Origin of the sequence: Schumannella luteola (assembly GCF_013408685.1) — a bacterium.
GTDB classification, from domain to species: Bacteria; Actinomycetota; Actinomycetes; order Actinomycetales; family Microbacteriaceae; genus Schumannella; species Schumannella luteola.
The window spans coordinates 2,437,069-2,462,800 of record NZ_JACBZY010000001.1; the positions used below are offsets into that span (position 1 = coordinate 2,437,069).

The following is a 25,732-nucleotide window of genomic DNA, read 5'->3' on the forward strand; positions in this document are numbered from 1 at the left end:
GTCTCGATGAGACATGCTCCGTGCGTGATGCATTAAAGCATCACGCGTTCTAGATCTCGTCTCCTGTGCTGGCGGTCGATAGGCATGACGCATGCCCACCGGATCCGCTGCCGCGCGCCTGCTCGGCGAGCGCATCCGGATCGAGCGGATCCGGGTCGGCGTGACTCAGATGGAGCTCGCGAATCTCGCCGGACTGAACGTCGCGAACTACGGGCGGATCGAGCGCGGAATCGGCAATCCGAACCTCGACACGTTGGTGCGAGTCGCCCACGTTCTGGGAGTCGAAGCATCCACGCTGATCGCCGGGATCACGGCAGAGCACCTGCCGAAGAAGAACGCTCCGTACTCCGCAGCCGATTTCGTCGCCGAGCGCGGTCGCCGCCGCGGCTGAACTAGAAGACGATCCGCCAGAGGTACTCGGAGCCGTCGGGCCGAAGCCACCGCACGATGATCGCCGAATCGAGGGCGAGATCGGCGCCGCGCACCTGAACTCGCAGTGCCGTCGCCGGCGGCAGGACGGCGGCGTGCACGAGCGGCATCAGTCCCGCTCCGGTGAGCATGAGCGACACCCCGCGCAGCTTCTCCGGCCCGACGTTGCGCAGCACGATCCCGCGCGTGGTCTCACGATCGACTTCGAACGGGACGAGGTACGGGTTCACGCTTCGGACGGTAGGGAACACGTCTGACGCCGGACCGAATCCTGTGCAGAACACGCGGTCGGCGGTGCTGTGGAGGGGGATGTTCCCTTCGTTTCAGCGGGTCGGCTCGGTGCGCGCGGCGCCCTCGCTGCTCTGCTCGACATCGGCGTCGGGCTCGCCAGCGCCCCGGCGTCGCCAGTCGATCACGTGGGTGCCACCGAGGATCCCCGCGCCGGCGACGTCGTCCGCCGCGGCAGCCGCATCGGCGCGCCGACGACGGGGGAGCGGCAGGCGGGGACGGCGGTCCTCTCCGGGCGCCACCACGCGCGGCTCGAGCTCGGCCGGGAACACGACCGGCGCCGGGCCGAAGGCCGTGCGCGACGAGGTCACGACCTTGCGGCCGAGCAGGTGACTGCCGGTGCCGCCGACGACCGCGCCGATGCCGAAGGGCAGCATCCGCCCGACGACGCCGGCGCCCTGCGAGGCGGCGAAGCGCTTGAGGAAGGCTGACTTCAGCCGGTCGGCGACGACGCCGACCGCGCCGCTCGGCAGTGCCGAGGAGACCATCTCGCCCCAGAAGGCCGAGCGGGCGACGCCTGCTCCGGCTGCCTGCCCCGCGAACTGCTTGAGCAGATCCACGCCGCCGCCGCCGAGCATCATCGTCATCACGAGGGTGCGGGCGCGATCCGGATCGGTGACGGGGATACCGTGCACTTCGGTCACCGACTGCGCGAACAGCGCGCTCACTTCGAGGAAGCCGGCGGTCTCGACTCCGGAGAGCGCGATCGAGGCGCCCACGCCGACCGCCGGGATGGCCGACGCCGCGCCGACGGCGGCTCCTCCCGTCGTGACGGCCGCGAGGTAGCGCTTCTCGAGGATCGCGATGACCTCGGCGGGCGAGGCCTGCGGGTGCCGGGAGCGGATGCCGCGGATGTGCGCCAGCACGACCGGACGCTGCACGCTCAGCAGACGGTCGAAACCGGTCGCGAACTTGGGGTGCACATCGCCCTCGGCGGCGCGGCGCAGGGCCTTCGGGGTCGAGTCGGATCGGGGCATGGCGCCAACCTACGTGGCCGCCTCCGGGCCTCGCCGCGTTCCCGGGCGCGACTCAGAAGAGGATCAGCAAGCCGTGTCGCGACCGTTACCGCGGGCGGCGCGCCGCGCGGGAGACGGCCGAGGAGCGCGGCCGGCTCAGGCCTTCTTCGGCGCCGGCTTCTTCGGCCCGTACTCCGCGTTGTAGCGGTCGACGACCTGCTTGATCGGCGCATCCAGTCGCAGCTCGCCCTTGTCGAGGTAGAGCCCGCGGGTGCAGAAGCGCAGCAGATCGCGCTCGCTGTGCGAGACGAAGAAGAGCGTGCGTCCGCTGGCCAGCATCTCCTCGATGCGGGCGTAGCACTTCTCCTTGAAGGCCTTGTCGCCGACCGCGAGCACCTCGTCGACCAGCATGATCGGCTCCTCGAGGCGGGAGATCACCGAGAAGGCGATGCGCACCTTCATCCCGCTCGACAGGTGCTTGTAGGGGGTGTCGACGAAGTCGGCGATCTCGGCGAAGTCGATGATCTCGTCGAACACCGCGTCGATCTCGCGGCGTCGCATGCCGTGCAGCCCCGCGGTCAGGTAGACGTTGTCGCGTACCGACAGGTCGCCGACGAAGCCGCCGGTGATCTCGATCAGCGGGGCGACACCGCCGCGCACCGACACGCTGCCCTCGTCGGGCAGCACGACTTGGGCGACGAGCTTGAGCAGCGTCGACTTGCCCTGGCCGTTGCGGCCGACCACGCCGATCGCCTCGCCGGGGCGCACGTCGAAGGAGACGCCGCGCAGCGCCCAGAACTCGCCGGGACGGTTGCGGCGCTTGCGACCCGACAGCAGATCCTTGAAGCTGCGCCGCGAGCTGCGGTTGCGCTTGAACCGGATGCCGACATCCGACACCCGGATCGCGACCTCCGCGTCGGGGTGCGCCGCACGCGCGGCGGCGGGGCCCGCCACCGAGGAGCTCACGTCGCCCATCAGATCTCCTTCAGCACGGCGGGGAGGCAGCGGCGGAACACGAGCAGTCCGATCATGAGCAGCACCACGGTCATCCCCGCGCTGATCGCGATGGAGAACCAATCGAGCTCCTTCGGGAACAGCCCGGCGCGGTACAGCGACATGATCCCCGTGAGCGGATTGAACGAGCCGATCAGCTCGAAGGCCGGATGCACGCGGCGCAGGTCGTCGAGGCTGAAGATGATCGGCGAGGCGTAGAACGCGAGACGCAGGATGAGCCGAACCGCGCGCTCGAGGTCGCGGAAGAAGACGACCAGCGGAGCCACGATGAGCCCGATCCCGACCGTCAGCACGGCCTGCAGGATGATCGCGGGCACGAAGTAGACCAGCTGCCAGTTCAGCACCGCCGGGTGGCTCGTGAACTGCGAGGCGACGATGAACAGCGCCAGCACCGGCAGGCTCAGCAGGAACTCGATGCCTTTCGAGAGCACGATTCGCGTCACCCAGATCGAGCGGGGGATCGTGGTCGAGCGGATGAGCTTGGCGTCGCGCGTGAAGGCCTTGGTGCTGTCGCCGATCGCGCCCGTGAACCAGGTCCAGGGCAGCAGCGCCGCCATGAGGAAGACGATGTACGGCTCGTGGTTGATGCCGCGCTGGAAGACCTGCGTGAACACGAACCAGTAGATGCCGGCCATGAGCAGCGGGTCGAGGATCGACCACACCCAGCCGAGCGCCGAGGTCGAGTAGCGCACGCGCAGATCGCGCGAGGTGAGCAGCCAGAGCGATCGGCGGTAGCGCGTCGCCGGCGACCAGGTGCGTCCGAGCGCCGTCGCCGTGGTGCTGGTGGTGGTGCTCACAGGGAAACGATAGCGGCGGCCCGCCGAAGCGAGCCGCCGCCGTGCGGCCTTCCTGAGAAGGCCTTCAGATCATCCGTCGCGATCTTCAGACGTCCGAGGTCAGACGAAGAGGTTCGCGCGCTCGAGGTCCTCCGCGAAGTCGACCTCGACCGCGTAGAGGTCGGAGATGTCGACCGGCTCGAAGCGCGTCTTGTCCTGCTCGATCGACAGCTCGATGCCGCGCTCGAAGTAGTCCTGGTCGCCGACCTTGCCGAGCTGGCGGATGAGACCGGCCTTGTCGCGGCTCGAGACGAAGTTGATGCCGACCGCCTCGCCGAGGCCGCCGACGACGGTCTTCGAGAGCTCGTCGATGAAGCCCTCGGCGTCGACCGTGTACTTGACCTCCTCGTCGGAGACCTTCGCGGTGTTGACGCTGACGAAGCTGCGGTCGCCCTCGACCCACTCGGCGGCGCGGATGAGCGCGGCCGGGTCGAAGACCACGTCGCCGTTCATCCAGAGCACTCCGCCGTCCTTCGACGCCTTGAGCGCGCGCAGCAGGCTCTTCGAGGTGTTGGTCTGGTCGTACTGCTCGTTGTAGACGAACTCGGCCTGCGGGAAGGCCTCGACGATGTACTCCATCTTGTAGCCGACGACGATCGTCACCTTGGCCTTCTTGCCGAAGGCGGCGCGGATGTTGTCGAACTGCTGCTGCATGATGGTGCGGCCGTCGCTGAGCTCCGTCAGGGGCTTCGGAAGCGAGCGTCCGAGTCGGCTGCCCATACCGGCGGCCAGGATCACGATCTGCGTGGTCACGTGTGAATTCTCCTCGATCGGGGGTGTCCGAGAGTCGTGAGCGGGAAGTTCGCGGGAGCTGGACTCCTGCGGGTCACCGCGTGTTCGCGTTTCGGCGACCGATTCACGCGGAGTTCACCGCGCCGACTCACATCGGACACCACGTCGTGCTCCGGAAGTTTAGCCAGGCGAACTATCTCCGGTCACGCGCGCCCAGGGTTCTGCGACCTTTTCGTGACCGCTTCGTGATCGGGCGAGACCCGACCGGTCCACCCGTCCGGTCGCCGCGGCGTCGACGGGATGTCACGCCCCGACGCCGTGGGTTTCACTCGGGTACGGCATGGGTAAGGTTGTCAGGTGACGACGAACGAGCCGGCTCCGGACGCCGAGGGCGCCCCCGCTCCGAAGCGTCGCTCGACCTCGCGATCGGCCGCGACATCCTCGTCAGCGAGTCGTTCTCCGAGCGCGTCGCGCACCCCGCGCACGACGCCCGCGCGCTCCCGCTCGACGAAGAAGCCCGCCGCGGATCCTGCCGCCGAGACTCCCGTCGAGGGCGATGGGTCCACCCCGTCGACACCGAGCACGGCCAAGCCCGCCGCCCGCCGTACCACCTCGGCAGCGAAGGCCGCCGCTGCGAAGGGCGCGGCCTCCGGTGCCGGCTCGCGCACCTCATCCACCTCACGCACGCCGGCGAAGAGCGGCACCTCATCGAGCCGCAGCGCGGCGACCAGCCCGCGAACCCGCAAGCCGGTCTCGCGCGCCTACGCGCCGAAGCCGAGCACGGTCGCCGCTGATGAGCGCAGCGGCGCGGCGGCAACCAGCGAGAAGAGCGCCGCGGTCGAAGGGGCCGCTGCTCTCGACGAAGCCGCCGCAGTCGACGAGCCGACGCCGGTCGTGGAGAGCGACTCGGCCGCCGAGGTCGAAGCTCCTGGCGAGACCGAGACGGAGAGTGCCGGCGCGGATGCCGCCGATGCGGAGGCGGAGGCCTCTGCGACCGTCATCCTCGAGGAGGAGATCGGGGCAGACCCCCTGGCATCGACGGGCGAGCCGGGTGAGGATCCTGCTGTGACCGAAGACGCCCCCGTCCTCGAGTCGGTCGCCGACCCCGCCGCCGACACTCCGGAATCCGACGTGCCGACCACCTCGGTGCGCATCGTCGACCCCGCGCCGGTCGAGCAGAGTGCACCCGAGCCCGAGCCCGAGCCCGAGCCCGAGCCCGAGCCCGAGCCCGAGCCCGAGCCCGTCGCGGCGTCGCCCGTCGTCGAGACCGCGCCGCGCGTCGCGCCTCCCGCCTCGCTCTTCGCCGACGAGCCGGTCGCTCAGCGGGAACTGGTGCTCGACCCGAGCATCACGGTCGCCGAGTCGGTTCTCGATGACGTTCTGACCCCGGCGGACGCCGACAACGGCCCCGAGGTCGCCCTGACCGTGCGCGGCCTGACGAAGAGCTTCGGCTCGGTGCACGCCGTCAAGGCCGTCGATCTGACCGTGCACGCGGGCAAGTTCTTCGGCATCGTCGGCCCGAACGGCGCCGGCAAGACGACGACGCTCTCGATGATCACCGGCCTGCTGCGCCCCGACGCCGGCGCGATCGAGGTCCGCGGCGCCGAGGTCTGGGCCGGGCGCCGCGCCCGTACCGACGGCATGGGCGTGCTGCCCGATCGCCTGCGTCTCTTCGACCGGCTGACCGGCGCGCAGCTGCTGCACTACGCCGGCTCGCTGCGCGGCCTCGACCGCGCCACGATCGCGCACCGCAGTCGAGACCTCGCGATCGCCTTCGGGCTGACAGCGTCGCTCGCGCGTCCCGTCTCCGACTACTCGGTCGGCATGACCAAGAAGATCGCGCTCGCCTCGGCGATGATCCATGCGCCCCGGCTGCTGGTGCTCGACGAGCCCTTCGAGTCGGTCGACCCGGTGTCGACGGCGGCGATCATCCGCATCCTCCGTCGTTTCGCAGCGGCGGGCGGCACGGTGGTGCTGTCGAGCCACAGCATGGATCTGATCGAGCGCGTCTGCGACGAGGTCGCCATCATCGCGGAGGGCTCGGTGCTCGCCTCGGGTTCGATGCGCGAGGTGCTCGGCGGCATGTCGCTCGAAGACCGCTTCGTCGAGCTGGCCGGCGGCGCGGGAGCAGTGGAGGGCATGGAGTGGTTGCAGAGCTTCTCCGGCTGAGGATCACGCTGCTCGGCAACCGTCTGCGCACTCCGCGGGGAGCGATCGTGTCCGTCGTGACGGCGCTCGTGTCGATCGCGATCGTGGTCGTCGTGGCGGGCCAGATCGCCGGCCTCGCCGGCGCGAACGACTGGATCTTCCGCCCGGCCGTGACGACCGCCGGCAGCCTCGTGCTCCTGATCGCCCTGCTGCTGCCCGTCGTCACCGCGCGTGACGAGTCGCTGCACGCACGCGGCTTCGTGGGCTACGGGCTCACTCCCGGCTTCCTGTCCCTCGCTCTGCCGCTGACCGACCTGCTGTCTCTGCCGGCCGCGCTGCTGGTGCTGTACACGGTCATCGTCTCGAGCGGATGGGCGGCGGTCCCGGGCGCCGTGGGTGTCGCGGTGGTCTCGGGCGTCGTCCTCGTCATCCTCGGTCTGCAGCTCGTGCGCCTCGGCTCGACCCTGGGCGCCTGGCTCATCCGCCGCGAGCACGGCACCCCGGTGCGCGTCGCGGTCGCGCTGGTGCTCCTGGCCCTCGCCGCGCTGCTGCTCGCCCCGCCGCTCGCCGACCCCCGCTATCTCGGCGCGGCGCTCGTGCCGGTGGGGGCGTTCCTCGCCGTCACGCCGTTCGGGGCGCTGTGGGATGCGCCGGGTCGCATCGCCGACGGCAGTTCGCCCTGGGGAGTCATCCTCATCGGAATCGGCGTCGTCGCCCTGCTCGGGGTCGTCTGGTGGTTCATCATCGGGCGCGAGTTCCACGGTCGCCGGGCACCGCGGTCCGAGGAGGTCGTCGACGACGCCCTCGGCGCCTTCCGTTTCGTGCCGAGCGGTCGGCTCGCTGCGATCACCGCGCGCAGCGCCGCGTACTGGCTGCGTGATCCGCGCTACCGGGTCTCGCTGATCGTGCTGCCCGTGATCCCGCTCGTGACCTTCGTGGCGGGCGTCGTCGGCAAGGTGCCCGCCGAGTACTTCGCGCTGGTGCCGGTTCCGGCGATGCTCGTGGTGCTCGGCTGGGCGACCATGCACAACGACGTCGCCTTCGACTCGAGCGCGGTGTGGAGCCACGTCGTCGCCGGTGTGCGCGGCGTGTGGGACCGGCTCGGCCGCGCCATCCCGCCGTTCGTGATCGGTCTCGTGCTGCTCGCGATCGGTGTGCCGCTGAGCGCACTCGCCGGTGGCGACTGGGCGCTCGTCGCCCCGTTGATCGGCCTCGGCTCGGCAGCGCTGCTGGGCGGGATCGGCGTCTCGAGCGCGGTCTCTGCGCGCTTCCCGTACGCGGCTCCGCCGCCCGGAGCGCAGGGCTTCGAGGCGCCGTCGAGCTCCGGCAGCGGCGCCGGCGCTCAGACGCTCAGCTTCGCGGCGGTGCTGCTCGTGATCGCACCGGCGGCGACGGCCACGGTGCTGTGGCTGCAGCAGGGCGGCGACTGGGACACGATCGCCCTGCTCGCGGGGATCGGGGCCGGGCTGATCGCGGCGGTGCTGGGCATCTGGCTCGGCGGGCGCAGCTTCGAGCGCCGCGGCCCGGAGCTGGTCGCCTTCTCCGTGCGAAACTAGGGCCGTGGACTTCCAGGGCAGAACTCAGGACCCCGACCAGGGCGGCGCCGGCGGCATCGATGTGCTCGACCGCGAGCTCGAGCAGCTGCTCGAGGACGCGCAGCTCGAAGAGGGCGACCACGAGCGCTTCTCCCACTACGTGAAGAAGGAGAAGATCCTCGAGTCGGCGCTCTCCGGCAAGCCGGTCAAGGCGCTCTGCGGCAAGAAGTGGATCCCGGGTCGCGACCCGGAGAAGTTCCCGGTCTGCCCCGACTGCCAGCGCATCTACGAGCGGATGAAGCACTGACCCGCTGATCGTCCGGCGCCGCATGCGCGCCGCGCGAGGAGCCGGGCGTCAGCGGTCGCAGGACGGCCGTGCCGCATCCCGCTCAGCGGTAGACGGTCGGGATGGCGGCGTCGCCGCGGGCGAGCGACTGCGCCTCGACCGGCAGCTCGGCGATCGCGCTGGCGTGGTGCTGTCGCGCCCGGAGCGTGCCCTCTGCGCCCAGCGCGTCCTCGTCGACGACGCCGTCGCGCACGAGGTCGACCAGCAGCATCCGCCCGGCATCCGCGCCGACCGGGGGGTCCTCGACGTAGATCGTCTCCTCGACCGCCACGCCGTCGACGAGACGGCGCACCGGCTGTTTGCGGCCGCCGACGGTCGCCTTCGCCTCGGACTTCTTGCCGACGCTGACCCACGCGCCGTCGCCGTCATGATGGGCGACCAGCTTGTAGACCATGCCGGCGGCGACAGCGCCCGAGCCGGTCACCAGCGCGGTGCCGACGCCGTAGGAGTCGACCGGCGCCGAGCGCAGGCCCGCGATCGCGAACTCGTCGAGATCGTTGGTCACGGTGATCGTCGTGCGCGTCGCGCCGAGTCGGTCGAGCTGCGCGCGCACGGCGGCGACGGTGGGCGCGAGGTCGCCCGAGTCGATGCGCACGGCGCCGAGCTCCGGTCCGGCGACCCGCACTGCCGTCGCGACGCCCTCGGTGATGTCGTAGGTGTCGACCAGCAGGGTCGTGCCGACGCCGAGCGCGTCGATCTGCGCTTGGAACGCCTGCTGCTCGCTGTCGTGCAGCAGGGTGAAGGCGTGCGCGGCTGTGCCCATCGTCGGGATGCCCCACGTGCGTCCCGCCTCGAGGTTGCTGGTCGCGCGGAAGCCGGCGATGAAGGCGGCGCGGGCGGCGGCGACGGCCGAGCGCTCGCCGGTGCGGCGTGATCCCATGTCGGCGAGGGGGCGGCCGTCGGCGGCGGAGACCATGCGCGCGGCGGCGCTCGCCACGGCGGAGTCGTAGTTGAACACGCTCAGTGCGAGAGTCTCGACGATGACCCCCTCGGCGAAGCCTCCCTCGACGACCAGCAGCGGGGATCCGGGGAAGTAGAGCTCGCCCTCGCGATAGCCGTGCACCTGACCGGTGAAACGGAAGTCGGCGAGGAAGTCGACCGTCGGGGCCGACACGACGTTCTCGCGGCGCAGCCAGTCGAGCTCGGCCTCGCCGAAGCGGAAGTCGCGCAGCAGCTCGAGGAAGCGCCCGGTGCCGGCGACCACGCCGTAGCGGCGACCGGCGGGGAGGCGGCGGGCGAACAGCTCGAAGACGCTCGGACGCAGGTGGCGGCCGTCGCGCAGCGCCGCGTCGATCATCGTGAGCTCGTAGCGGTCGGTCAGCAGCGCGCTGGTCATGGGGCGAGCCTAGGACGCGCGGTTCACGGCGCGCACGGTCGGCACGCGGGCGCACTGCGCACGACGGGTGGTCGGCACCCACGCACGCTGCGCACGGCGCGCGGTCCCGCTCGGCGGGCGCCCACCGGCCGACGACTAGGCTCGGACGACGTGACACCCGCTCCCGCGCCCGACGCCCCGATCGGCGTGTTCGACAGCGGTGTCGGCGGTCTGACGGTGGCCCGCGCGATCCTCGACCAGCTGCCGCGCGAATCCATGCTCTACGTCGGCGACACGGCGCACAGCCCCTACGGCCCCAAGCCGATCGCCGACGTGCGCCGCTACGCCCTCGAAGTGCTCGACGACCTGGTCGCCCGCGGGGTGAAGGCTCTCGTGATCGCCTGCAACACCGCCTCCGCCGCCATGCTGCGGGACGCGCGCGAGCGCTTCGAGCAGGGCTACGGCATCCCCGTCATCGAGGTGATCCAGCCCGCGGTGCGCGCCGCCGTGCGCAACACCCGCAACGGCCACATCGGCGTGATCGGCACCGAGGGCACGATCAAGTCGCGCGCCTACGAGGATGCCTTCGCGGCCGCCGCGCACATCCGCCTCACCACAGCGGCGTGCCCGCGCTTCGTCGAGTTCGTCGAGGCCGGCGTCACGAGCGGCCCCGAGCTCTTCGCCGTCGCCGAGCAGTACCTCGCGCCGCTGCGCGACGCCGGCATCGACACCCTCGTGCTCGGCTGCACGCACTATCCGCTGCTCGCCGCCGCGATCTCCTACGTCATGGGCCCCGATGTCACCCTCGTCTCGAGCGCCGACGAGACCGCCGCCGATCTCTATCGCGTGCTCGTCTCGCACGACATCGCCGCGACCGGCGACGCCGCCCCGGCGACGCGCGAGTTCGAAGCGACCGGCGCCGACGAGGTCGGCTTCCGCCGTCTCGCCGCCCGCTTCCTCGGGCCCGAGGTCACGCACGTCGAGACCTTCGAGACCGGCACGATCCCGATCCACCGCATCCCGCAACCGGAAGGACCCCGATGACCGACAGCACCGCAACCGGACCCCGCGCCGACGGCCGCGCGCACGACCAGCTGCGCCCGGTCACGATCGAGCGCGGATGGAGCGAGCAGGCGGAGGGCAGCGCGCTGATCTCCTTCGGCCGCACCAAGGTGCTCTGCACCGCCTCGTTCACGAACGGCGTGCCGCGCTGGCTCACCGGCAAGGGCCGCGGCTGGGTCACCGCCGAGTACTCGATGCTGCCGCGCTCGACCAACGACCGCATGGACCGCGAGGCCGTGAAGGGCAAGATCGGCGGCCGCACGCACGAGATCTCGCGTCTCATCGGCCGCAGCCTGCGGGCCGTGATCGACACCAAGGCGCTCGGCGAGAACACGATCGTGCTCGACTGCGACGTGCTGCAGGCCGACGGCGGCACGCGCACCGCGGCGATCACCGGCGCCTATGTGGCGCTGGCGGATGCGATCGAGTGGGGTCGTGAGAAGGGCTTCATCGGCAAGAAGGCCGTCGCGCTGACCGACTCGGTGTCGGCCATCAGCGTGGGCATCGTCAAGGGCGAGCCGCTGCTCGACCTCATGTACACCGAGGACTCGACGGCCGAGACCGACATGAACATCGTCGCGACCGGACGCGGCCTCTTCGTCGAGGTGCAGGGCACCGCCGAGGGCGCGCCCTTCGACAAGGCCGAGCTCGACCGCCTGCTCGAGCTGGGCCTCGCCGGCACCGCCGAGCTGACCCGCCTGCAGCGCGCCGCACTCGGACTCGAGGGCGACGCGATCGCCGAGGCGCTCGGCCGGATCGGCAGCTGACGATGCAGGTCGTGCTCGCCACGCACAACGCGCACAAGGTCGAGGAGCTGCGGCGCATCCTCGGCGACCGGCTGGGCGAGCACGAGCTCGTCGGCTACGACGGACCCGAGCCGGTGGAAGACGGCGACACCTTCGCGGCGAACGCGCTCATCAAGGCGCGGGCGGCGGCCGAGCACACGGGTCTGCCGGCGATCGCCGACGACTCGGGGATCGCGGTGGATGCGCTGGGCGGCGCTCCCGGCATCCACTCGGCGCGGTACGCCGGAACCCGCGACGACGGCGACAACCTGCGCCTGCTGCTGACGAACCTCGCGGGGATCGCCGACCGGCGCGCCGCATTCGTCTGCGCGGCGGCCTTCGTGCTGCCGGGCGAGGGCGGCACGGTCGAGCACGTCGAGGAGAGCCGCTGGCCGGGCGATGTGCTGGAGGCGGCAGCCGGCGTCGGCGGCTTCGGCTACGACCCGATCTTCCGACCCGAGGGCGAGACGCGCAGCGCCGCCGAGCTCACGGCCGACGAGAAGAACGCGGTGAGCCACCGTGCGCAGGCCTTCGGCGCCCTGATCGGATTCGTGCGCTCTACCCTGGACGCGTGAGTCCGGCCAGCAGCGAGCACGGCGCGACGCGGGTCTCCCGCACGCCCAGTCAGGTCGTCGAGGACTACCTCAAGGTCATCTACGGCCACACCGAGTGGCAGCACGAGCCGATCACCCCGAAGCGTCTGGGGGAGCGACTCGGCCTCGCGCCGTCGTCGGTCACCGAGACCGTGAAGCGACTGACGGCGCAGGGCCTCGTCGAGCATCCTCGCTATGGCGCGATCGCGCTCACCGCGGCGGGGGAGGCCGAGGCGCTGCGCATGGTGCGACGCCATCGCCTCGTCGAGACCTGGCTCGTGCAGGAGTACGGCTACGGCTGGGACGAGGTGCACGACGAGGCCGAGGTGCTCGAGCACGCGCTGAGCGACCGGATGCTCGACCTCATCGATGCGCGACTGGGGTATCCCGAGCGCGACCCGCACGGCGACCCGATACCCGATTCCGAGGGCGCGGTGCCGGCGACGCGGGGCTTCCTGCTGGCCGAGCTGACCCGCGGGGTCGTCGGCGTCGTCACCCGGATCAGCGACGAGGATCCCGCGGTGCTGCGCGAGCTGACCGCACGGGGGATCGGCCTCGATTCGTCGGTGCGCGCGGGCGACGTGTCGATGGATGCGGAGAACGCGGTCTGGGTGGTCGTCGACTCGCCGGAGTGATAGTTTCGGCGCACCGAAATCATGATTTTGGTCGACCGAAAGATCTGCGAGGCCCGATGAGCTCCGACACCCGTGCCCCCTCGACGGCGGAGGAGGGCGACCGCGCGCGCCACGCCGGCGGCACGGCTGGCGCGACCGGCGGGTCCGGCGCGCGCGGCGCGGCCTCGACCGGCCGGCTGATCCTCCTGCTCGGACCCGCGCTCGTCGCCGGGGTCGCCTACCTCGACCCGGGCAACGTCGCCAGCAACATGAGCGCCGGCGCCCGCTACGGCTACCTGCTGGTCTGGGTCGTCGTCGGGGCCAACCTCATCGCCTGGCTCGTGCAGTACCTCTCGGCGAAGCTCGGGCTCGTCACCGGCGAGAGCCTGCCCAGCATCCTCGGGCAGCGCCTCCGCTCGCCCTGGGCCCGCCGCGCCTACTGGCTGCAGGCCGAGGTGGTCGCGATGGCGACCGACGTGGCCGAGATCGTCGGCGGCGCGATCGCGCTCAACCTGCTCTTCGGGTTGCCGCTGCTGGCCGGCGGGTTCATCACCGGCGCCGTCTCGCTGCTGCTGCTCGCCCTGCACGGGTCGGGCCGGGGGCGGTCGTTCGAGCGCATCGTGATCGGGCTCGTCGCGATCATCGGCATCGGGTTCTGCGCCGGGGTGGTCGTCGCGCCGCCCTCGGCGGGCGGCGTGCTCGCCGGACTCGTGCCGCGCTTCGCCGACGCCGACTCGGTGCTGCTCGCCGCATCCGTGCTCGGCGCCACCGTGATGCCGCACGCCATCTACGCCCACTCGGCCCTCACCCGCGACCGGTTCGGCGCCGTCGAGCCGGCTCGACTGCCGCGGGTGCTGCGCGCGACGCGCATCGACGTGACCGTCGCGCTCGCGATCGCCGGCACGATCAACGTCGCGATCCTCGTGCTCGCCGCCGCGACCCTGCAGGGCGTCGGCGGAACCGAGACGCTCGAGGGCGCGCACGCCGCGCTCCGCGACGCGCTCGGGCCCGTCGTCGCGACCCTGTTCGCCGTCGGGCTGCTCGCCTCCGGACTGGCGTCGAGCTCGGTCGGCGCCTACGCCGGCGCCGAGATCATGCGCGGGCTGCTGCGCGTGCGCATCCCGCTGCTCGCCCGTCGGGCCGTGACGCTCATCCCGGCGCTCGCGATCATCGCGAGCGGGGTCGAGCCGACGCTCGCCCTGGTGATCTCGCAGGTCGTGCTGTCGTTCGGCATCCCGTTCGCGCTCATCCCTCTCGCGGTGCTGACGGCACGCCGATCGGTGCTCGGGGGTGCGGTCAACCGCTGGTGGACGACCGTGCTGGCGGTCGCCGCCGTCGCGCTACTCAGCGCGCTCAACGTCGTGCTGGTGGTGCTGCTGCTCGCGGGCGGCTGAGCCGCGGCGTCAGCGCCAGCGTCAGAGCCTGAGCGTCGCGACGTCAGCGCGTCGGGCGTCAGGCCTGGGGAGCGCCGTCGTCGTCGAGCTTCAGGCTGAGCGACTCGCCCGAGGCGGCCGCATCCTGGCCGGCGAGGCGCGCCTTCTTCGCCTTGCGGAACGACTGGATCGTGTGGAACACCGTCGGCACCACCGCGAGCAGCACGGCCGCGAGCAGGATGACGTCGATGTAGCTCGTGACGAAGTCGGCCAGCGGCTTGAAGTAGCCGAGCACGAAGCCGCCGAACGTCAGCCCGGCGCCCCAGATCAGGGCGCCGATGGCGTTGAACAGCGAGTAGCGCTTGTAGTTCATGTGCGCGACGCCGGCGGCGATCGGCGCGAAGGTGCGCACGACCGGCACGAAACGGGCGGCGATGACCGCGAAGGGCCCGAAGCGCTCGAAGAACTTGTTGGTGCGCTCGACGTTCTCGCGGCTGAAGAGGCCGCTCTCCTTGCGCTCGAAGATACGCGGGCCCGCCTTGTGGCCGATGAAGTACCCGACTTCGCCCCCGATGAACGCGGCGGCGGCGATCGCGAGGCAGACCAGGTAGATCGGGATCTGGATGCCGGTTCCCGACGCGGTCATGGTGCCGGTGAAGGTCAGCAGGCCGGTGATGACGAGCAGCGTGTCGCCCGGCAGCACGAAGCCGACGAGCAGCGCCGTCTCGGCGAAGACGATCAGGCAGACGACCAGCAGCGCCCATGGCCCGGCGGCGACGATGATGCGCTCCGGGTCGAGGAACGGGATCAGACCGGTGTGGATGGGAGGAATCACGAGAGCTCCGAAGGCGTCGGTCGCCGGGGCGATCGGCGGATAGTGAGGTCAGGCTACTCGCCGCAGCCTCGGAGAGAGCCCAGGGGAGCTGCAGAGTCGGGCAAAGTCATCCGCCAGACGTACGCGGGCGGCGCCGTGGTCTCGGTGCTCGGCTGCGCGAGCTGCCATCTCGCGCCCGAACGGGCCCCTCGTCTCATCGAGGTCCGCCCCCGCCGCCGGGCGCCGCGCCGGCGCTCGGCGTGGTCGTGGTGTCGACCCGCACGGTGAGTGACGCGGCGTAGCCGGCATCCGCATTCCCCGTGATCGTGGCCATCTGCAGCGCGGCGCCGTCGTCGCCGAAGACGTTGTCGCTCGCGAGGCTGATCTGCGACAGGTTGCGGGTCGACCCGTCGTAGGCGGAGCGCTGGTACACGGTCGTGAGCATGCTCTCGGGGAACGCCATCTGCGAGGTCGCGATCGCGTTGCCCGCGTCGGTGATGTCGGCGACGGTCGGATAGACCTCGAAGTGGATGTGCGTCCAGCGCCCGGTGTAGCAGCCCGGCACGATCGAGGTGAAGGTGACCTGCCCGTCGGCATCGGCGACCTGCACCCCGCGCAGCCAGTTCTCGTCGGTCACGCCGTCGGAGTAGAGCGAGTAGCGGCCCTGCGCGTCGCAGTGCCAGGCGTAGACGGCGACGCCCGCGAAGGGGGTGTCGCCGTTCGCCTGATCGGTCACGCGGAAGGTGAAGGTCAGCGGCACGCCCTCGACGGCGGCGCTCGAGCCGATGCTCGTGCGCAGGTCGGAGCGCACGATGCCCGACTGCTCGAGCACATCCGGGCCGTTGGAGCCGTCACCGGGGTACGGGCCGGCCGTCTCGTCGGGGATCTCGGCGGCCGGGAGCGCGCTGCTCGCAGTGGCGGACGTGCCCGCCGAGGGGGAGGCGCTCGCGGTGGCGGTGCTCGTGCCTCCGCCGGTCGAAGCGGTGCTCGTGCACGCAGCCAGCACGGTCGCGCCCAGACCGAGCCCGGCGACGCTGAAGATCGCGCGGCGGCTCATCAGGGTGCGCAGGTCGAATCCGGGCCCCTGGTCGACGACCTCCTCGTCGGGTCGGGCCAGCAGGCGCCCCTCGTAGGCGGGACCGTCGGGGTCTGCTCGGGGTCGGGGATGCGGTGCGCCATGACGGTCTCCTCGGCTCGGCCGCCGTGCGGGGCGGCGGGTTCGTGCGACGAGGATGACGGGTGCGGCTCTGCCGCGGCCCTGCGTCGGCTATGGCCTCGCTATGAGGTGCGGGGAGGTCGGTGGATCCGAGTGCGGAAGGTGGGACTCGAACCCACACGCCTCTCGGCACAGGAACCTAAATCCTGCGTGTCTACCGGTTTCACCACTCCCGCGAGCGCGCTCAGTCTAGGGCTGGCCGGCGGCTGGGGCGGCGGCGCCGCCGTCGTGCGCCCGCCCGGCGAGGGGGTGATTCTGTCCCTGATCGCTTGCCCGCCGCGCCACGCCGCGCGCACACTTCGCTCAGCGCATCCGGTGGCCCCACTCCTCGAACCCGCCGAACCTGCAGGGGAGTGGGGTCACCGGATGTCGTCGGCGCCCGATGTCGTGGGCGGATGTCGTGAGCGCCGGGCAGGATCGTCACGTGCGCACCGAGCTGACCGTCGATTCCCGTCTCGACCTTGACGGGGTGCTCGACTTCCTGCGGGTGCGGGCGATCCCGGGGATCGAGGAGGTCGGGGAGCGGTCGTACCGCCGTGCGCTGCGGATCGGCGGGGCCGAGGTCATGGCGGGTGTCGAGATCGATGACGCGGAGGGGATTCGTGGTCTCGTCGGTGGGGACGAGGTCGTCGGCGGCGACGCTCGTCGTCGGATCGTCATCACGTCATCCACCGACGACGCCGCGACGCACGCGGAGCTGGAGCACCGGGTGCGGCGCCTGTTCGATCTCGACGCCCCCATCGACGAGATCGACGGCATCCTCTCGCGTGACCCCGCGCTCGCCGGCCGAGTGGCGACCCGGCCCGGCATCCGCATCGCCGGATCGCTGGATGCCGAGGAGATGCTCGTGCGCGCGATCGTCGGCCAGCAGATCTCGGTCGTCGCGGCGCAGGGCCACCTGCGCGAGATCGCGGCCAGCGGGTCGGCGCTGGCGGAACCGGACGGCGGGATCACGCGACTCTTCCCGACCTCGCGCGAGCTGCTCGACCGCGGCGCGGACCTGCTGCGGGGCCCGGAGTCGCGGCGGGCGACGCTGCGCGGCGCCGCGGCAGCACTCGACTCGGGCGAACTCGAGCTGACGCTCGACACGCCGGCAGACCCCGAACGGCTCCGCGCGCAGCTCATCGCGCTGCGCGGCATCGGTCCCTGGACCGCCGACTACCTGGCGCTGCGCATCCACGGCGCACCCGATATCGCGCTGCCGGGAGACTCGGCGGTGCGGCTCGGACTCCGACGGCTCGGAGCAGAGCAGTGGGATCCGGCGGCGGTGCTGCGGTTCGCCGAGGCCTTCCGCCCGTGGCGGTCGTACCTGATGCTGCATCTGTGGGCGCGCGCGGCCGCGGGCTGAGGGGTGTCGGTCTGAGACGCCGATCAGCGAGGCGACTCGCGGGCGACCTCGTCGTCAGTCGCCGATCGTGCCGGCGGGGGCGTCTCGGCCGGCGTCCGGCGACGAGGGCCGGCGGCGGAGACGGCGCAGCCACCGCGCCGAGGTCTCGTCGGTGAACCGGTTGGAGAGCGCCTGGGTCTCCGCGCCGAGATCGCCGCCCGCGAAGATGCGCTGCACGACCTCCTCAGCGCGGGCCTGCTGCTCGGCGGCACGCGCCGCCCGGTCCGATCGGGCCGGCCGACGGATCGCGGCGTCGTCGTGCGGCGTCGACGGGTCGGTCTCGGGAGTCATCGCCGCCCATGCTCGCACGCGGTGCCGGCCTGTGGACAACTTGCGACGGCATCCGCGCGCTCTCGCCATGCTGTGCGGGTGGAGTCGCCCATCGCCCTGATCACCGAGCGCGTGCGCTCCCGCGTGCGGCGCGAGGGGATCGATCTCGGCGACGACGGCTCACTCGCGGCGCGGTACGTGCGCGATGAGGTGCGCCGCTACAGCGAGCGGGCCCTCGGGGGTTCGGCGCCGCTGCTGGTCGATGAGCGCGCCGTCGCCGCCGAGGTGGTCGCGACCCTCACCGGGTACGGGGCGCTGCAGCCCTTCCTCGACGATCCCGAGATCGAGGAGATCTGGATCAACGCCCCCGACCGCATCTTCGTCGCCCGTGCCGGGGTGAGCGAGCGTGTGCCGCTCGCGCTCGACGCCGCCGAGGTGCGCCGACTCGTCGAGCGGATGCTGCATCCGACCGGCCGCCGGGTCGATCTGTCGAGCCCCTTCGTCGACGCCTCGCTGCCGGATGGATCGCGCATCCACGTCGTGATCCCCGACATCACCTCCCGGCACTGGTCGGTGAATATCCGCAAGTTCCAGAAATCGATCAGGGGCCTCGACCGGCTCGTCGAGCTCGGGTCGATCACCGGTCACGCCGCCGACTTCCTGCGGCTCGCGGTTCTGGCGGGGCTCAACATCCTCGTCTCCGGCGCGACGCAGAGCGGCAAGACGACGCTGCTCGGGGCGCTGCTCAACGAGGTGCCGGAGGCCGAGCGCATCGTCACGGTCGAGGAGACCTTCGAACTCGATCTCGACGCGCCGGACACGGTCGCGCTGCAGTGCCGTCAACCCAGCCTCGAAGGCACCGGCGAGGTCACGCTGCGGCGGCTCATCAAAGAGTCGCTGCGCATGCGGCCCGACCGGCTCGTGGTCGGCGAGGTGCGCGAGGCCGAGGCGCTCGACCTGCTCATCGCCCTGAACAGCGGGCTGCCGGGCATGTGCTCGATCCACGCGAACAGCGCGGCGGATGCGCTGGTCAAGCTCTCGACACTGCCGCTGCTGGCCGGGCGCAACATCGACTCGGGCTTCGTCGTGCCGACCGTCGCCGGCAGCATCGACCTGGTCGTGCACTGCGAGCTGGAGCGCGGCGGTCGCCGGCGGATCGCGGAGATCGTCGCGCCGACCGGCTCGGTCATCGGGGCGACCGTTCCCTCGACGGAATTGTTCCGCTCGGTCGACGGCGTGCTCGTACCGACCGGCGGGCTTCCGGCGCGCGGCGCGAAGTTCGCGCGGCACGGCGTCGATCCGCGCCTGCTGCTGGAGGCGGCGCGATGACGATCGCACTCGGGCTGCTGCTCGGCGTGGGCTTGCTGCTCACGGCCTCGCCGCTGCTCTGGCCGGCGGGAGATCGGATCGCGCGCGGGGAGACGCGGGCCGGCCGGGTGCTGCGTGAGCGGCTCGTTCAAGCCGGGCTGAGCGACCTGCATCCGGCCGTGCTGATCGTGCTCTGCGTGCTGGCCGGCGTGGCGAGCGCCGCCGTGATCTTCGCTCTCGCTCCCGTCACGGCTCTGGCGCTGGTCGGCGGGCTCGTCGGCGCGGTCGTGCCCCTCCTGCTGCTCGGCTGGCGGGCCCGGCGGCGCCGGCGCGCGACCCGGATCGTCTGGCCCGACGTCGTCGACAACCTGGTATCGGCCGTGCGGGCCGGCATGTCGCTGCCGGAGGCGATCGCCGAGCTCGGCCGCAGCGGGCCGACGGCCACGCGGGCCGCCTTCGCCGCGGCCGATCGCGAGCTGCAGGCCACCGGCGACATGGGGATCGCCTTCGACGGACTCAAGGCGCGCCTCGCCGACCCGGTCGCCGACCGCATCGTCGAGACGCTCCGTATGGCCCGGGAGGTCGGCGGAACCGAACTGACCGCGGTGCTGCGCGGACTCGCCGGCTACCTCCGTCAGGATGCGGCACTGCGCGCGGAGGTCGAGGCGCGCCAGTCGTGGGTCAAGAACGCTGCACGGCTCGGAGTCGCGGCGCCCTGGATCGTGCTCCTGCTGCTCGCGACGCGCCCCGAGGCGGTGCGCGCCTACGACTCGCCGCTCGGCGCAGCGCTGCTGGTGAGCGGCTTCCTGGTCTCGATCGTGGCCTACCGCATCATGATCGCGGTCGGCCGACTGCCCGAAGAGCGGCGGTGGTTCGGATGAGCGCCGCGATCGCCTGGGCGATCCCTGCGGGAATCGGACTCGGGCTCGGGCTCTGGGTGCTCGCCAGTCTGATTCCGCGCCTGAGGGGCCCGCGTCTCGTCGATCGGGTCGCGCCGTTCGTCCTCGACGTCTCGGCCGATGCCCGCGAGCTCATCGCCCGACGGCCGGCCGAACCGAGCCCGGCGTTCGGGGCGCTGGCGGGGTCGCTTGCCCGTCCGGCGCGCGTCGCCATCTCGCGCATCCTCGGCGGCGACGAGGTGATCGCGAAGCGACTGCGGCAGGCCGGTCGCGACGACGAAGTCGAGCGGTTCCGCTCGCGACAGCTGCTCGCGGCGCTGGCGGGCGCGGTCGTCGGGGCGGTGATCGCCGCGCTGGGCATCCGCGCCGGAACCCTGCCGATCGTGCTGGCGGTCGCCGTGGTGGCGGTCGGCGCGGCGCTCGGGCTCCTCGCGCCCGAGCAGCTGCTCGCGCGGGCCGCACGGCGGCGCGGCGCACGCATCTCGGAGGAGCTGCCGACCGTGCTCGAGTTCCTGACGCTCTCGCTCGCCGCCGGCGAGGGACTCGCGGATGCGCTGCGTCGCGTCGCCCGCGCCGGCAACGGCGAGCTGGCGCGCGAACTCGGCCGCGTGATCGCCGAGGTGAACAGCGGCATCCCGCTCGCGACCGCCCTGACTCGTGCCGCCCGGACCCTCGACGTCGCGTCCTTCGCGCGCACGGTCGACCAGCTCGTCCCCGCACTCGATCGTGGGACGCCGCTCGTCGAGGTGCTGCGCGCTCAGGCTCAGGACGTGCGCGGCGAGGCCCAGCGCGCCCTGATCGAGTCGGCCGGCAAGAAGGAGGTCGCGATGCTCGTGCCGCTCGTCTTCCTGATCCTGCCCGTCACCGTGCTCTTCGCGATCTTCCCCGGCATCCTGGTGCTCCAGCTCGGATTCTGAGCCGACACGACGACCTCAGCTACGAGGGGGATCGGCGCGGACCACGGGCGAGCTCAGAGCCATCGAGCGCCCTGGGCGGAGACCGTCAGGACGGTCCGGCGGGAGAGCTCCTGCTGGGTCACTGACGACGCGTCGTATTCGACCAGCTCGTAGTCGCGTCCGCACCGAGCCCAGCCGCTGCACGGAGCCATATTCGGCTCCCGATCCCAAGGCGAAGCCGCAAGGACGCGGAGCGCATCCATCGCCTCGTCACGGCTCTCGTAGCGGCCGAACTCCTCAGCGTGGAGTTCGTCTTCGATCACGAACATGGTGACCAACTCACTTTCGGCAGCACGGCGGGTCGGGAGCGCACGCCCCGGGGTCGATCCGGGAGCGGATCATCCCGGCATCTCGTGACGGCCGCGACGGCTGCGACCGCGAGACCGTGGGCGCCGGCCGAGTGTCCGCCGGAGCCGATCCAGTCCCTCGCCGATCGCCTCGGCGACGAATCCGCCGACGACGTCGATGAGGAAGCCGATCATCGGCCCACGGTAGCTGTGGCCGATTCTGGCCGACCAGCCCCGAAAGTGGTCACCGAGAAGACCGGCGCCCGGCTCAGCCGAGCTTCGCGATCAGTCGCTGCAGCGTCGGGAAGCCGCGCGACGTGGCCGGGGCGCCCGTGATGCGCTCGACCACCGGCGTCGCGTTGCTCTCGCGGTCGCGCTCGTTCTCGAGCACCGCCCACCCTGGGCCGGTCGAGACGATCCGGCAGCGGCGATGGGACGCCTCGCTCGTCACCGCGATCGCGGTCGGATCGATGACGGCTCCGCCGTGCAGCGTCAGCTCCCGACGCGCCGACGTCGGCCCTGCCGCGTCGGCGGCGAGGATGCGCACGAGGTCATCCACCCGCACCGCGAAGGCCTCGCGCTCGAGGCCCGTGCGCGCCGCCAAGGCCTGCATCGCCTCGTCCACGGCGTCCGCCGGGCCCGTCGTGCCCTCGGACGGCGGCTCGACCACGAGCGTGCCGTTGCTCTGGAACGACCACACATCGACGAAGCCCGCGTCGACGAAGGCGCCGATCAGATCCGGGGTCGACGGATGACCCCGCTGACCGGCGTTCACGTTGCGCACGAACACTATTTGCTGCACGCGGCCACCTTAGGCGCGGGTTCCGACAGAGGCTCCGCCACGAGCGCCCCGGCGGCGGCACGAGCCCGTCCCGCCGCGGACTAGCCTCGTCACCGTGAGTGAGGCCCGACCCCGCATCCCGGTCGACGGGCCGTTCCGGCGCTGGCTGCTGCGCACGATCGTCGTGACCGCGCTCGTCGGAGTCGGCGCCGGTGTGGCCGGCGGACTCGTCTTCGTGACGCTGCATGGCATCCAGCACCTCGCCTTCAACTACTCCGAGGGCACGTTCATCAACGGACTTCTCGAGGCGCCGCCCGCGGCCCGCGTGATCGCGCTGCTCGTCGCCGGCGTGATCGGCGGTGTCGGATGGTGGCTGCTGCGCCGCTGGGGAGCGCGTCGTGCCGAGCACGCCGTGGTCTCGGTCGAGGCGGCGGTCGGCGGCAAGCGGATGCCCGTCGTCGTCACGATCCTCAACGCCGGCCTGCAGATCGTGATCGTCGGGCTCGGCGCCTCGATCGGACGCGAGGTCGCCCCGCGCGAGCTCGGCGCGCTCTGGGCCGACTGGCTGACCCGGCGTGCCGGCGTCGACGCCACCCAGCGCAAGGTGCTCGTCGCCTGCGGCGCGGCGGCCGGCCTCGCGGCCGTCTACAACGTCCCGTTCGGCGGCGCGATCTTCGCGCTGGAGGTGCTGCTCGCCGAGGTGACGCTCGCCACGGTGATCCCCGCCTTCGCGACCTCGGCGATCGCGGCGCTCGTCGCCCATGTCGTCGTGCCGACGACTCCGCTGTACGTCATGCCGCAGGTCGAGCTCTCGCCGCCGCTCGTCGTCGGGTCGATCGTGATCGGGCCGATCCTCGGGCTGGCGGCGCTCGGCTTCGTGCGCGCGGCGGCCTTCGCTCAGAAGCACCGGCCGACGGGATGGCGGCTCGCCGTCGTCATGCCGGTCGTCTTCGGTCTGGTCGGCGTCGTCGCCCTGTGGATCCCGGCGATCCTCGGCAACGGCCGCTCGCTCGGTCAGCTGGCGCTGTCGGCCGCCCTTCCCGCGCTGCTGATCCTCGGCATCACGGCGGTCAAGACCCTCGCGACGCTCGGCACGATCGGCGCGGGCGCCGCGGGCGGAACCCTCACGCCGTCACTCGCGATCGGCGCCGGCCTGGGACTCGCGCTCGGCGCCGCCTGGACGCTGCTCTGGCCCGGCGCCCCGATCGTCGCCTTCGCCCTCGTCGGGGCGGCCGCGTTCCTCGCGGTCACGATGCGCGCGCCGATCACCGCACTCGTGCTCGTGGTCGAGTTCGCCGATCAGGGTCTCGCCGTGCTCGCACCGGCGATGCTCGCGACGACGGGCGCCGTCGCGGTCGGCTATCTGCTGCGACGCCGCGCGCGCTTCATCGAGACGGCCTGACGCGCGGCGACCGCCGCATCCACCGAGCCCTCGCCCGGCGCGGCGTCAGATCGTCCGCGTCGCCTTCGCGAGGTTCGCCCGCAGCTCGTCGGCGTTCTGCCGGACGACGTAGGCGGGGCGATCGCGCTCGACGCGCCACGACTCGGCGAGCGGTCCGGCGTTGACGGTGTCGAAGCCGAGCTCGTCGTAGATCCGGGTGATGGCCGCGATCCCGTCCTCGGAGTCGCTCGCCGTCGCGAGAGCGCGCCGGTTCGGGGTGCCGGCCGGGCTTCCGGTGGTGGTGATCTCGGCCGAGCCGATGTGGTTGAACGCCTTCACGACCGTCGCCTCGGGCAGGTGCTGCTGCAGCAGACCCGAGGTCGTGGCCTCGCCGGCATCCAGCTCGGGGATGCGGCCGTCGCGCTCCCAGTAGTAGTTGTTCGTGTCGAGCACGATCTTGCCCGCGAGCGGGGCGGCGGGGATGTCGCGGTAGGCCTTGAGCGGAACCGTCACCACGGCGACCTCCGCGGCCTCGGCCGCCTCCTGCGCCGTCGCCGCGCGCGCCGACGGTCCGAGCTCGGCGATGAGCTCGGTCAGCGTCTCCGGTCCGCGCGAGTTCGCGATCACGACCCGGTGGCCGTGGGCGATCACCGCCCGCGCGACCTGGCTGCCGATGTTGCCTGCTCCGATGATTCCGAACGTCGTCATGTCGGTCGGAACGAGCGGATGCGGCGCGGCATTCCGGCCTCCGGGCGTATGACGGCAGATGACGAGGCACAGCTCGGCCCGGGGCTCAGCCGTCGAGACCGTCGGCTGTCCAGCCGCGGGCGAGTCGTGCTCCCGCGGCGCGCAGAGCAGGCACCGGGTCGGCGATCGCCGCCGCGGTGGAGCCCGAGATGTCGACGAGCGCGACGCTCGCGACGGCGTCGTCGGTCTCGGCGGCGATCGATCCGGCGACGAGCGCCCAGGGGATGCCTGAGGCGCGGGCCGCACTCGCGACGCGCGAGGGCAGCTTGCCGCCGGCGGTCTGCGCATCGAAGCGACCCTCGCCCGTGATGACGAGGACGGAGTCCGCAGCGAGGCGGTCGAGACCGACGAGCTGGGCGATCCGGTCGGCGCCCGGTTCGAGGTGCGCTCCCCAGGCGAGGAGCCCCGCGCCCGTGCCGCCGGCGGCTCCGGCGCCGGGCGTCGCCGGGTCGATCGGCAGCAGCGCGGCAAGACGGGCGAGAGCGGCCTCGGCGGCGAGGAGGTCGGCGGTGGCGAAGCCCTTCTGCGGGCCGAAGACCGCCGCGGCGCCCCGCGGGCCGAGCAGGGGGTTGGTGACGTCGGAGAGCACGGTGACGCCGGCGGTCGGCAGAGCGGGAAGGCCGGACAGATCGAGGCTCGCGATGTCGGCGAGACCGCGGGTGCCGTCGGCGACCGGATCGCCGGACGCGTCGAGGGCGATCGCGCCGAGCGCGGCGAGGAGCCCGAGCCCGCCGTCCGTCGACGAGCTGCCGCCGAGCGCCAGCAGCAGCTCCGACGGAGCGTCCGCCAGCGCCGCCCGGATGACCTCGCCGACCCCGCGGGTATGCGCATCCCAGGGGATCAGCGTGTCGAGCCGGTCGAGGCCGCTCGCGTCGGCGAGCTCGACGACCGCGACGGGGCCGGCGTCGCCGTCGATCGTGAGCCAGCTGGCGCTGACGGGACGTCCGTCTGGTCCGGTGACGCGCACCGGATGGCGCACCGCGCCCGGCACGGCGCGCTCCAGCACATCGAGGGTGCCTTCGCCGCCATCGGCCAGCGGGAGGGCGGTGACCGCGTCATCCGGCCGCTCGGCGAGCCAGCCCTGGGCGATCGCCTCGGCGACCTCCTGCGCCGTCGCGCTGCCCTTGAAGGAATCGGGGGCGATGAGGATGCGCGCGCCGGGAGTCGAGGTCACGCTCCGACGGTAGCCGCCGCCGGTCTCGGTGGAGGTGGTGGTCTCGGCCGAAGCGGTTCCGTCGCTGCTCGAGAGCGACGGAACCGCCCCGCGGAGCCGCCTGATCTCGACCCCGTCCCTCTGGTCTAGCGTCGCGCGGACCTCGGCCGCAATCCCTCCTGAGACGGAGGTGCCCGCCTCGAGCGAGTCCATCGGTGCGGTGAGCAGAGCCGTCGTGGCGAGCCGACATCCGCCCTGTGGACAACTTCCGACGCCCGCAGCGGCGACCTGCGAGGGTTCCGGCGAGGAGGTGGCCCGATGTCACGACCGAACCGCCGCACCCGGGTGGTGCGCGCTCTGGCCGACGAGCGAGGGGATGTGCCCGGGTGGGTGCTGATCACCTTGATGACCGCGGGGCTCGTGATCGTGGTCTGGGGTCTCGCCGGGCCAGCGCTCAGCTCGATCTTCGAGAGCGCGATCTCCCGGGTCACCGGGTTCTGACCTCGC

General features: G+C 72.1%; 28 protein-coding genes and 1 tRNA gene. 15 read left to right on the top strand and 14 right to left on the bottom strand.

What is annotated here, in order from left to right; all coding sequences use genetic code 11:
* Window positions 1-91 precede the first annotated feature (91 nt).
* Window positions 92-391 carry a helix-turn-helix domain-containing protein gene (locus BJ979_RS10965; RefSeq protein WP_179567811.1) on the top strand — a complete coding sequence of 100 codons (300 nt, stop codon included), beginning with the start codon at window positions 92-94 and terminating at the stop codon, window positions 389-391.
* A 1-nt stretch (window position 392) separates the two neighbouring features.
* Here the strand turns inward: BJ979_RS10965 and BJ979_RS10970 are convergent, their stop codons facing one another.
* The 5 genes from BJ979_RS10970 to BJ979_RS10990 all read right to left on the bottom strand — a co-directional run bounded on the left by BJ979_RS10970 (window position 393) and on the right by BJ979_RS10990 (window position 4,276).
* Entirely contained in the window at window positions 393-659 is a 267-nt protein-coding gene (locus BJ979_RS10970) for a hypothetical protein (RefSeq protein WP_179567813.1), read from the bottom strand.
* Between the two features lie 93 nt (window positions 660-752).
* Window positions 753-1,694 (bottom strand): hypothetical protein, encoded by a 942-nt coding sequence (locus BJ979_RS10975; protein ID WP_246286753.1) that lies wholly within the window; start codon window positions 1,692-1,694, stop codon window positions 753-755.
* 135 nt (window positions 1,695-1,829) lie between these two features.
* Complete coding sequence (locus BJ979_RS10980; protein ID WP_179567815.1) at window positions 1,830-2,648, bottom strand: ABC transporter ATP-binding protein; 819 nt, start codon at window positions 2,646-2,648, stop codon at window positions 1,830-1,832.
* A complete protein-coding gene (locus BJ979_RS10985; RefSeq protein WP_179567817.1) occupies window positions 2,648-3,484 on the bottom strand; it encodes an ABC transporter permease in 837 nt (278 codons plus the stop codon). The genes BJ979_RS10980 and BJ979_RS10985 overlap by 1 nt, the downstream gene beginning before the upstream one ends.
* 99 nt (window positions 3,485-3,583) lie before the next feature.
* Window positions 3,584-4,276: a phosphocholine cytidylyltransferase family protein gene (locus tag BJ979_RS10990; protein WP_141163234.1), complete on the bottom strand. Its 693-nt coding sequence runs from the start codon at window positions 4,274-4,276 to the stop codon at window positions 3,584-3,586.
* A gap of 336 nt (window positions 4,277-4,612) precedes the next feature.
* On the opposite strand from BJ979_RS10990, the gene BJ979_RS18165 reads away from it, so the two are divergent.
* From BJ979_RS18165 to BJ979_RS11005, 3 genes are read left to right on the top strand one after another with little or no spacing between them, the layout of a single operon-like run.
* Window positions 4,613-6,424: an ABC transporter ATP-binding protein gene (locus BJ979_RS18165; protein ID WP_343046669.1), complete on the top strand. Its 1,812-nt coding sequence runs from the start codon at window positions 4,613-4,615 to the stop codon at window positions 6,422-6,424.
* Between the two features lie 47 nt (window positions 6,425-6,471).
* Window positions 6,472-7,959 carry a hypothetical protein gene (locus BJ979_RS11000; protein ID WP_179567819.1) on the top strand — a complete coding sequence of 496 codons (1,488 nt, stop codon included), beginning with the start codon at window positions 6,472-6,474 and terminating at the stop codon, window positions 7,957-7,959.
* A 4-nt stretch (window positions 7,960-7,963) separates the two neighbouring features.
* Complete coding sequence (locus BJ979_RS11005) at window positions 7,964-8,245, top strand: DUF3039 domain-containing protein (RefSeq protein ID WP_179567821.1); 282 nt, start codon at window positions 7,964-7,966, stop codon at window positions 8,243-8,245.
* A gap of 82 nt (window positions 8,246-8,327) precedes the next feature.
* Here BJ979_RS11005 and BJ979_RS11010 read toward each other — a convergent pair whose 3' ends face one another.
* Window positions 8,328-9,620, bottom strand: a complete 1,293-nt coding sequence (locus tag BJ979_RS11010) for a nicotinate phosphoribosyltransferase (RefSeq protein ID WP_179567823.1) — start codon at window positions 9,618-9,620, stop codon at window positions 8,328-8,330.
* A gap of 150 nt (window positions 9,621-9,770) precedes the next feature.
* Here BJ979_RS11010 and murI point away from each other — a divergent pair, with 150 nt between their 5' ends.
* From murI to BJ979_RS11035, 5 genes are read left to right on the top strand one after another with little or no spacing between them, the layout of a single operon-like run.
* Window positions 9,771-10,643: a glutamate racemase gene (gene murI / locus BJ979_RS11015; RefSeq protein WP_179567825.1), complete on the top strand. Its 873-nt coding sequence runs from the start codon at window positions 9,771-9,773 to the stop codon at window positions 10,641-10,643.
* Complete coding sequence (gene rph / locus BJ979_RS11020) at window positions 10,640-11,428, top strand: ribonuclease PH (RefSeq protein ID WP_179567827.1); 789 nt, start codon at window positions 10,640-10,642, stop codon at window positions 11,426-11,428. Before murI ends, rph begins: the two co-directional genes overlap by 4 nt.
* 2 nt (window positions 11,429-11,430) lie before the next feature.
* Entirely contained in the window at window positions 11,431-12,021 is a 591-nt protein-coding gene (rdgB, locus tag BJ979_RS11025) for an RdgB/HAM1 family non-canonical purine NTP pyrophosphatase (protein WP_179567829.1), read from the top strand.
* The gene (locus BJ979_RS18170; protein WP_179567831.1) at window positions 12,018-12,674 is read left to right on the top strand and encodes a metal-dependent transcriptional regulator; all 657 of its coding nucleotides are present in this window, start codon (window positions 12,018-12,020) and stop codon (window positions 12,672-12,674) included. Before rdgB ends, BJ979_RS18170 begins: the two co-directional genes overlap by 4 nt.
* A gap of 56 nt (window positions 12,675-12,730) precedes the next feature.
* Window positions 12,731-14,047: an Nramp family divalent metal transporter gene (locus BJ979_RS11035; RefSeq protein WP_179567833.1), complete on the top strand. Its 1,317-nt coding sequence runs from the start codon at window positions 12,731-12,733 to the stop codon at window positions 14,045-14,047.
* Window positions 14,048-14,105: 58 nt separating this feature from the next.
* Here BJ979_RS11035 and BJ979_RS11040 read toward each other — a convergent pair whose 3' ends face one another.
* The 3 genes from BJ979_RS11040 to BJ979_RS11050 form a co-directional block, all read right to left on the bottom strand.
* On the bottom strand, window positions 14,106-14,849 hold the full coding sequence (locus BJ979_RS11040) for a DedA family protein (protein WP_179570258.1): 744 nt from the start codon (window positions 14,847-14,849) through the stop codon (window positions 14,106-14,108).
* A gap of 205 nt (window positions 14,850-15,054) precedes the next feature.
* Entirely contained in the window at window positions 15,055-15,897 is an 843-nt protein-coding gene (locus tag BJ979_RS11045; RefSeq protein ID WP_179567835.1) for an intradiol ring-cleavage dioxygenase, read from the bottom strand.
* Between the two features lie 253 nt (window positions 15,898-16,150).
* A tRNA-Leu gene (locus tag BJ979_RS11050) sits at window positions 16,151-16,232 on the bottom strand.
* A 248-nt stretch (window positions 16,233-16,480) separates the two neighbouring features.
* On the opposite strand from BJ979_RS11050, the gene BJ979_RS11055 reads away from it, so the two are divergent.
* The gene (locus tag BJ979_RS11055; RefSeq protein WP_179567837.1) at window positions 16,481-17,404 is read left to right on the top strand and encodes a DNA-3-methyladenine glycosylase 2 family protein; all 924 of its coding nucleotides are present in this window, start codon (window positions 16,481-16,483) and stop codon (window positions 17,402-17,404) included.
* Between the two features lie 54 nt (window positions 17,405-17,458).
* On the opposite strand, the gene BJ979_RS11060 is transcribed toward BJ979_RS11055, so the two are convergent.
* A complete protein-coding gene (locus BJ979_RS11060) occupies window positions 17,459-17,734 on the bottom strand; it encodes a hypothetical protein (protein ID WP_179567839.1) in 276 nt (91 codons plus the stop codon).
* Window positions 17,735-17,812: 78 nt separating this feature from the next.
* Between BJ979_RS11060 and BJ979_RS11065 the strand changes: the two genes are divergently transcribed.
* The 3 genes from BJ979_RS11065 to BJ979_RS11075 are packed head-to-tail and all read left to right on the top strand — an operon-like array spanning window position 17,813 to window position 20,837.
* Window positions 17,813-19,042: a TadA family conjugal transfer-associated ATPase gene (locus BJ979_RS11065; RefSeq protein ID WP_343046671.1), complete on the top strand. Its 1,230-nt coding sequence runs from the start codon at window positions 17,813-17,815 to the stop codon at window positions 19,040-19,042.
* The gene (locus tag BJ979_RS11070) at window positions 19,039-19,902 is read left to right on the top strand and encodes a type II secretion system F family protein (RefSeq protein WP_179567843.1); all 864 of its coding nucleotides are present in this window, start codon (window positions 19,039-19,041) and stop codon (window positions 19,900-19,902) included. Before BJ979_RS11065 ends, BJ979_RS11070 begins: the two co-directional genes overlap by 4 nt.
* A complete protein-coding gene (locus BJ979_RS11075; RefSeq protein ID WP_179567845.1) occupies window positions 19,899-20,837 on the top strand; it encodes a type II secretion system F family protein in 939 nt (312 codons plus the stop codon). The genes BJ979_RS11070 and BJ979_RS11075 overlap by 4 nt, the downstream gene beginning before the upstream one ends.
* 53 nt (window positions 20,838-20,890) lie before the next feature.
* On the opposite strand, the gene BJ979_RS11080 is transcribed toward BJ979_RS11075, so the two are convergent.
* Together BJ979_RS11080 and BJ979_RS11085 are read right to left on the bottom strand one after the other, a co-directional pair.
* Window positions 20,891-21,145, bottom strand: a complete 255-nt coding sequence (locus BJ979_RS11080; protein ID WP_179567847.1) for a hypothetical protein — start codon at window positions 21,143-21,145, stop codon at window positions 20,891-20,893.
* A 286-nt stretch (window positions 21,146-21,431) separates the two neighbouring features.
* Window positions 21,432-21,965, bottom strand: a complete 534-nt coding sequence (locus BJ979_RS11085) for a DUF1697 domain-containing protein (protein ID WP_179567849.1) — start codon at window positions 21,963-21,965, stop codon at window positions 21,432-21,434.
* A 94-nt stretch (window positions 21,966-22,059) separates the two neighbouring features.
* Here BJ979_RS11085 and BJ979_RS11090 point away from each other — a divergent pair, with 94 nt between their 5' ends.
* Entirely contained in the window at window positions 22,060-23,346 is a 1,287-nt protein-coding gene (locus BJ979_RS11090; protein WP_343046672.1) for a chloride channel protein, read from the top strand.
* A 45-nt stretch (window positions 23,347-23,391) separates the two neighbouring features.
* Here the strand turns inward: BJ979_RS11090 and BJ979_RS11095 are convergent, their stop codons facing one another.
* Entirely contained in the window at window positions 23,392-24,033 is a 642-nt protein-coding gene (locus BJ979_RS11095) for an NADPH-dependent F420 reductase (protein WP_179567851.1), read from the bottom strand.
* An 85-nt stretch (window positions 24,034-24,118) separates the two neighbouring features.
* The gene (locus BJ979_RS11100) at window positions 24,119-25,246 is read right to left on the bottom strand and encodes a glycerate kinase (RefSeq protein WP_343046673.1); all 1,128 of its coding nucleotides are present in this window, start codon (window positions 25,244-25,246) and stop codon (window positions 24,119-24,121) included.
* Window positions 25,247-25,543: 297 nt separating this feature from the next.
* On the opposite strand from BJ979_RS11100, the gene BJ979_RS11105 reads away from it, so the two are divergent.
* Window positions 25,544-25,726 (top strand): hypothetical protein, encoded by a 183-nt coding sequence (locus BJ979_RS11105; protein ID WP_179567855.1) that lies wholly within the window; start codon window positions 25,544-25,546, stop codon window positions 25,724-25,726.
* Window positions 25,727-25,732: the final 6 nt, after the last annotated feature.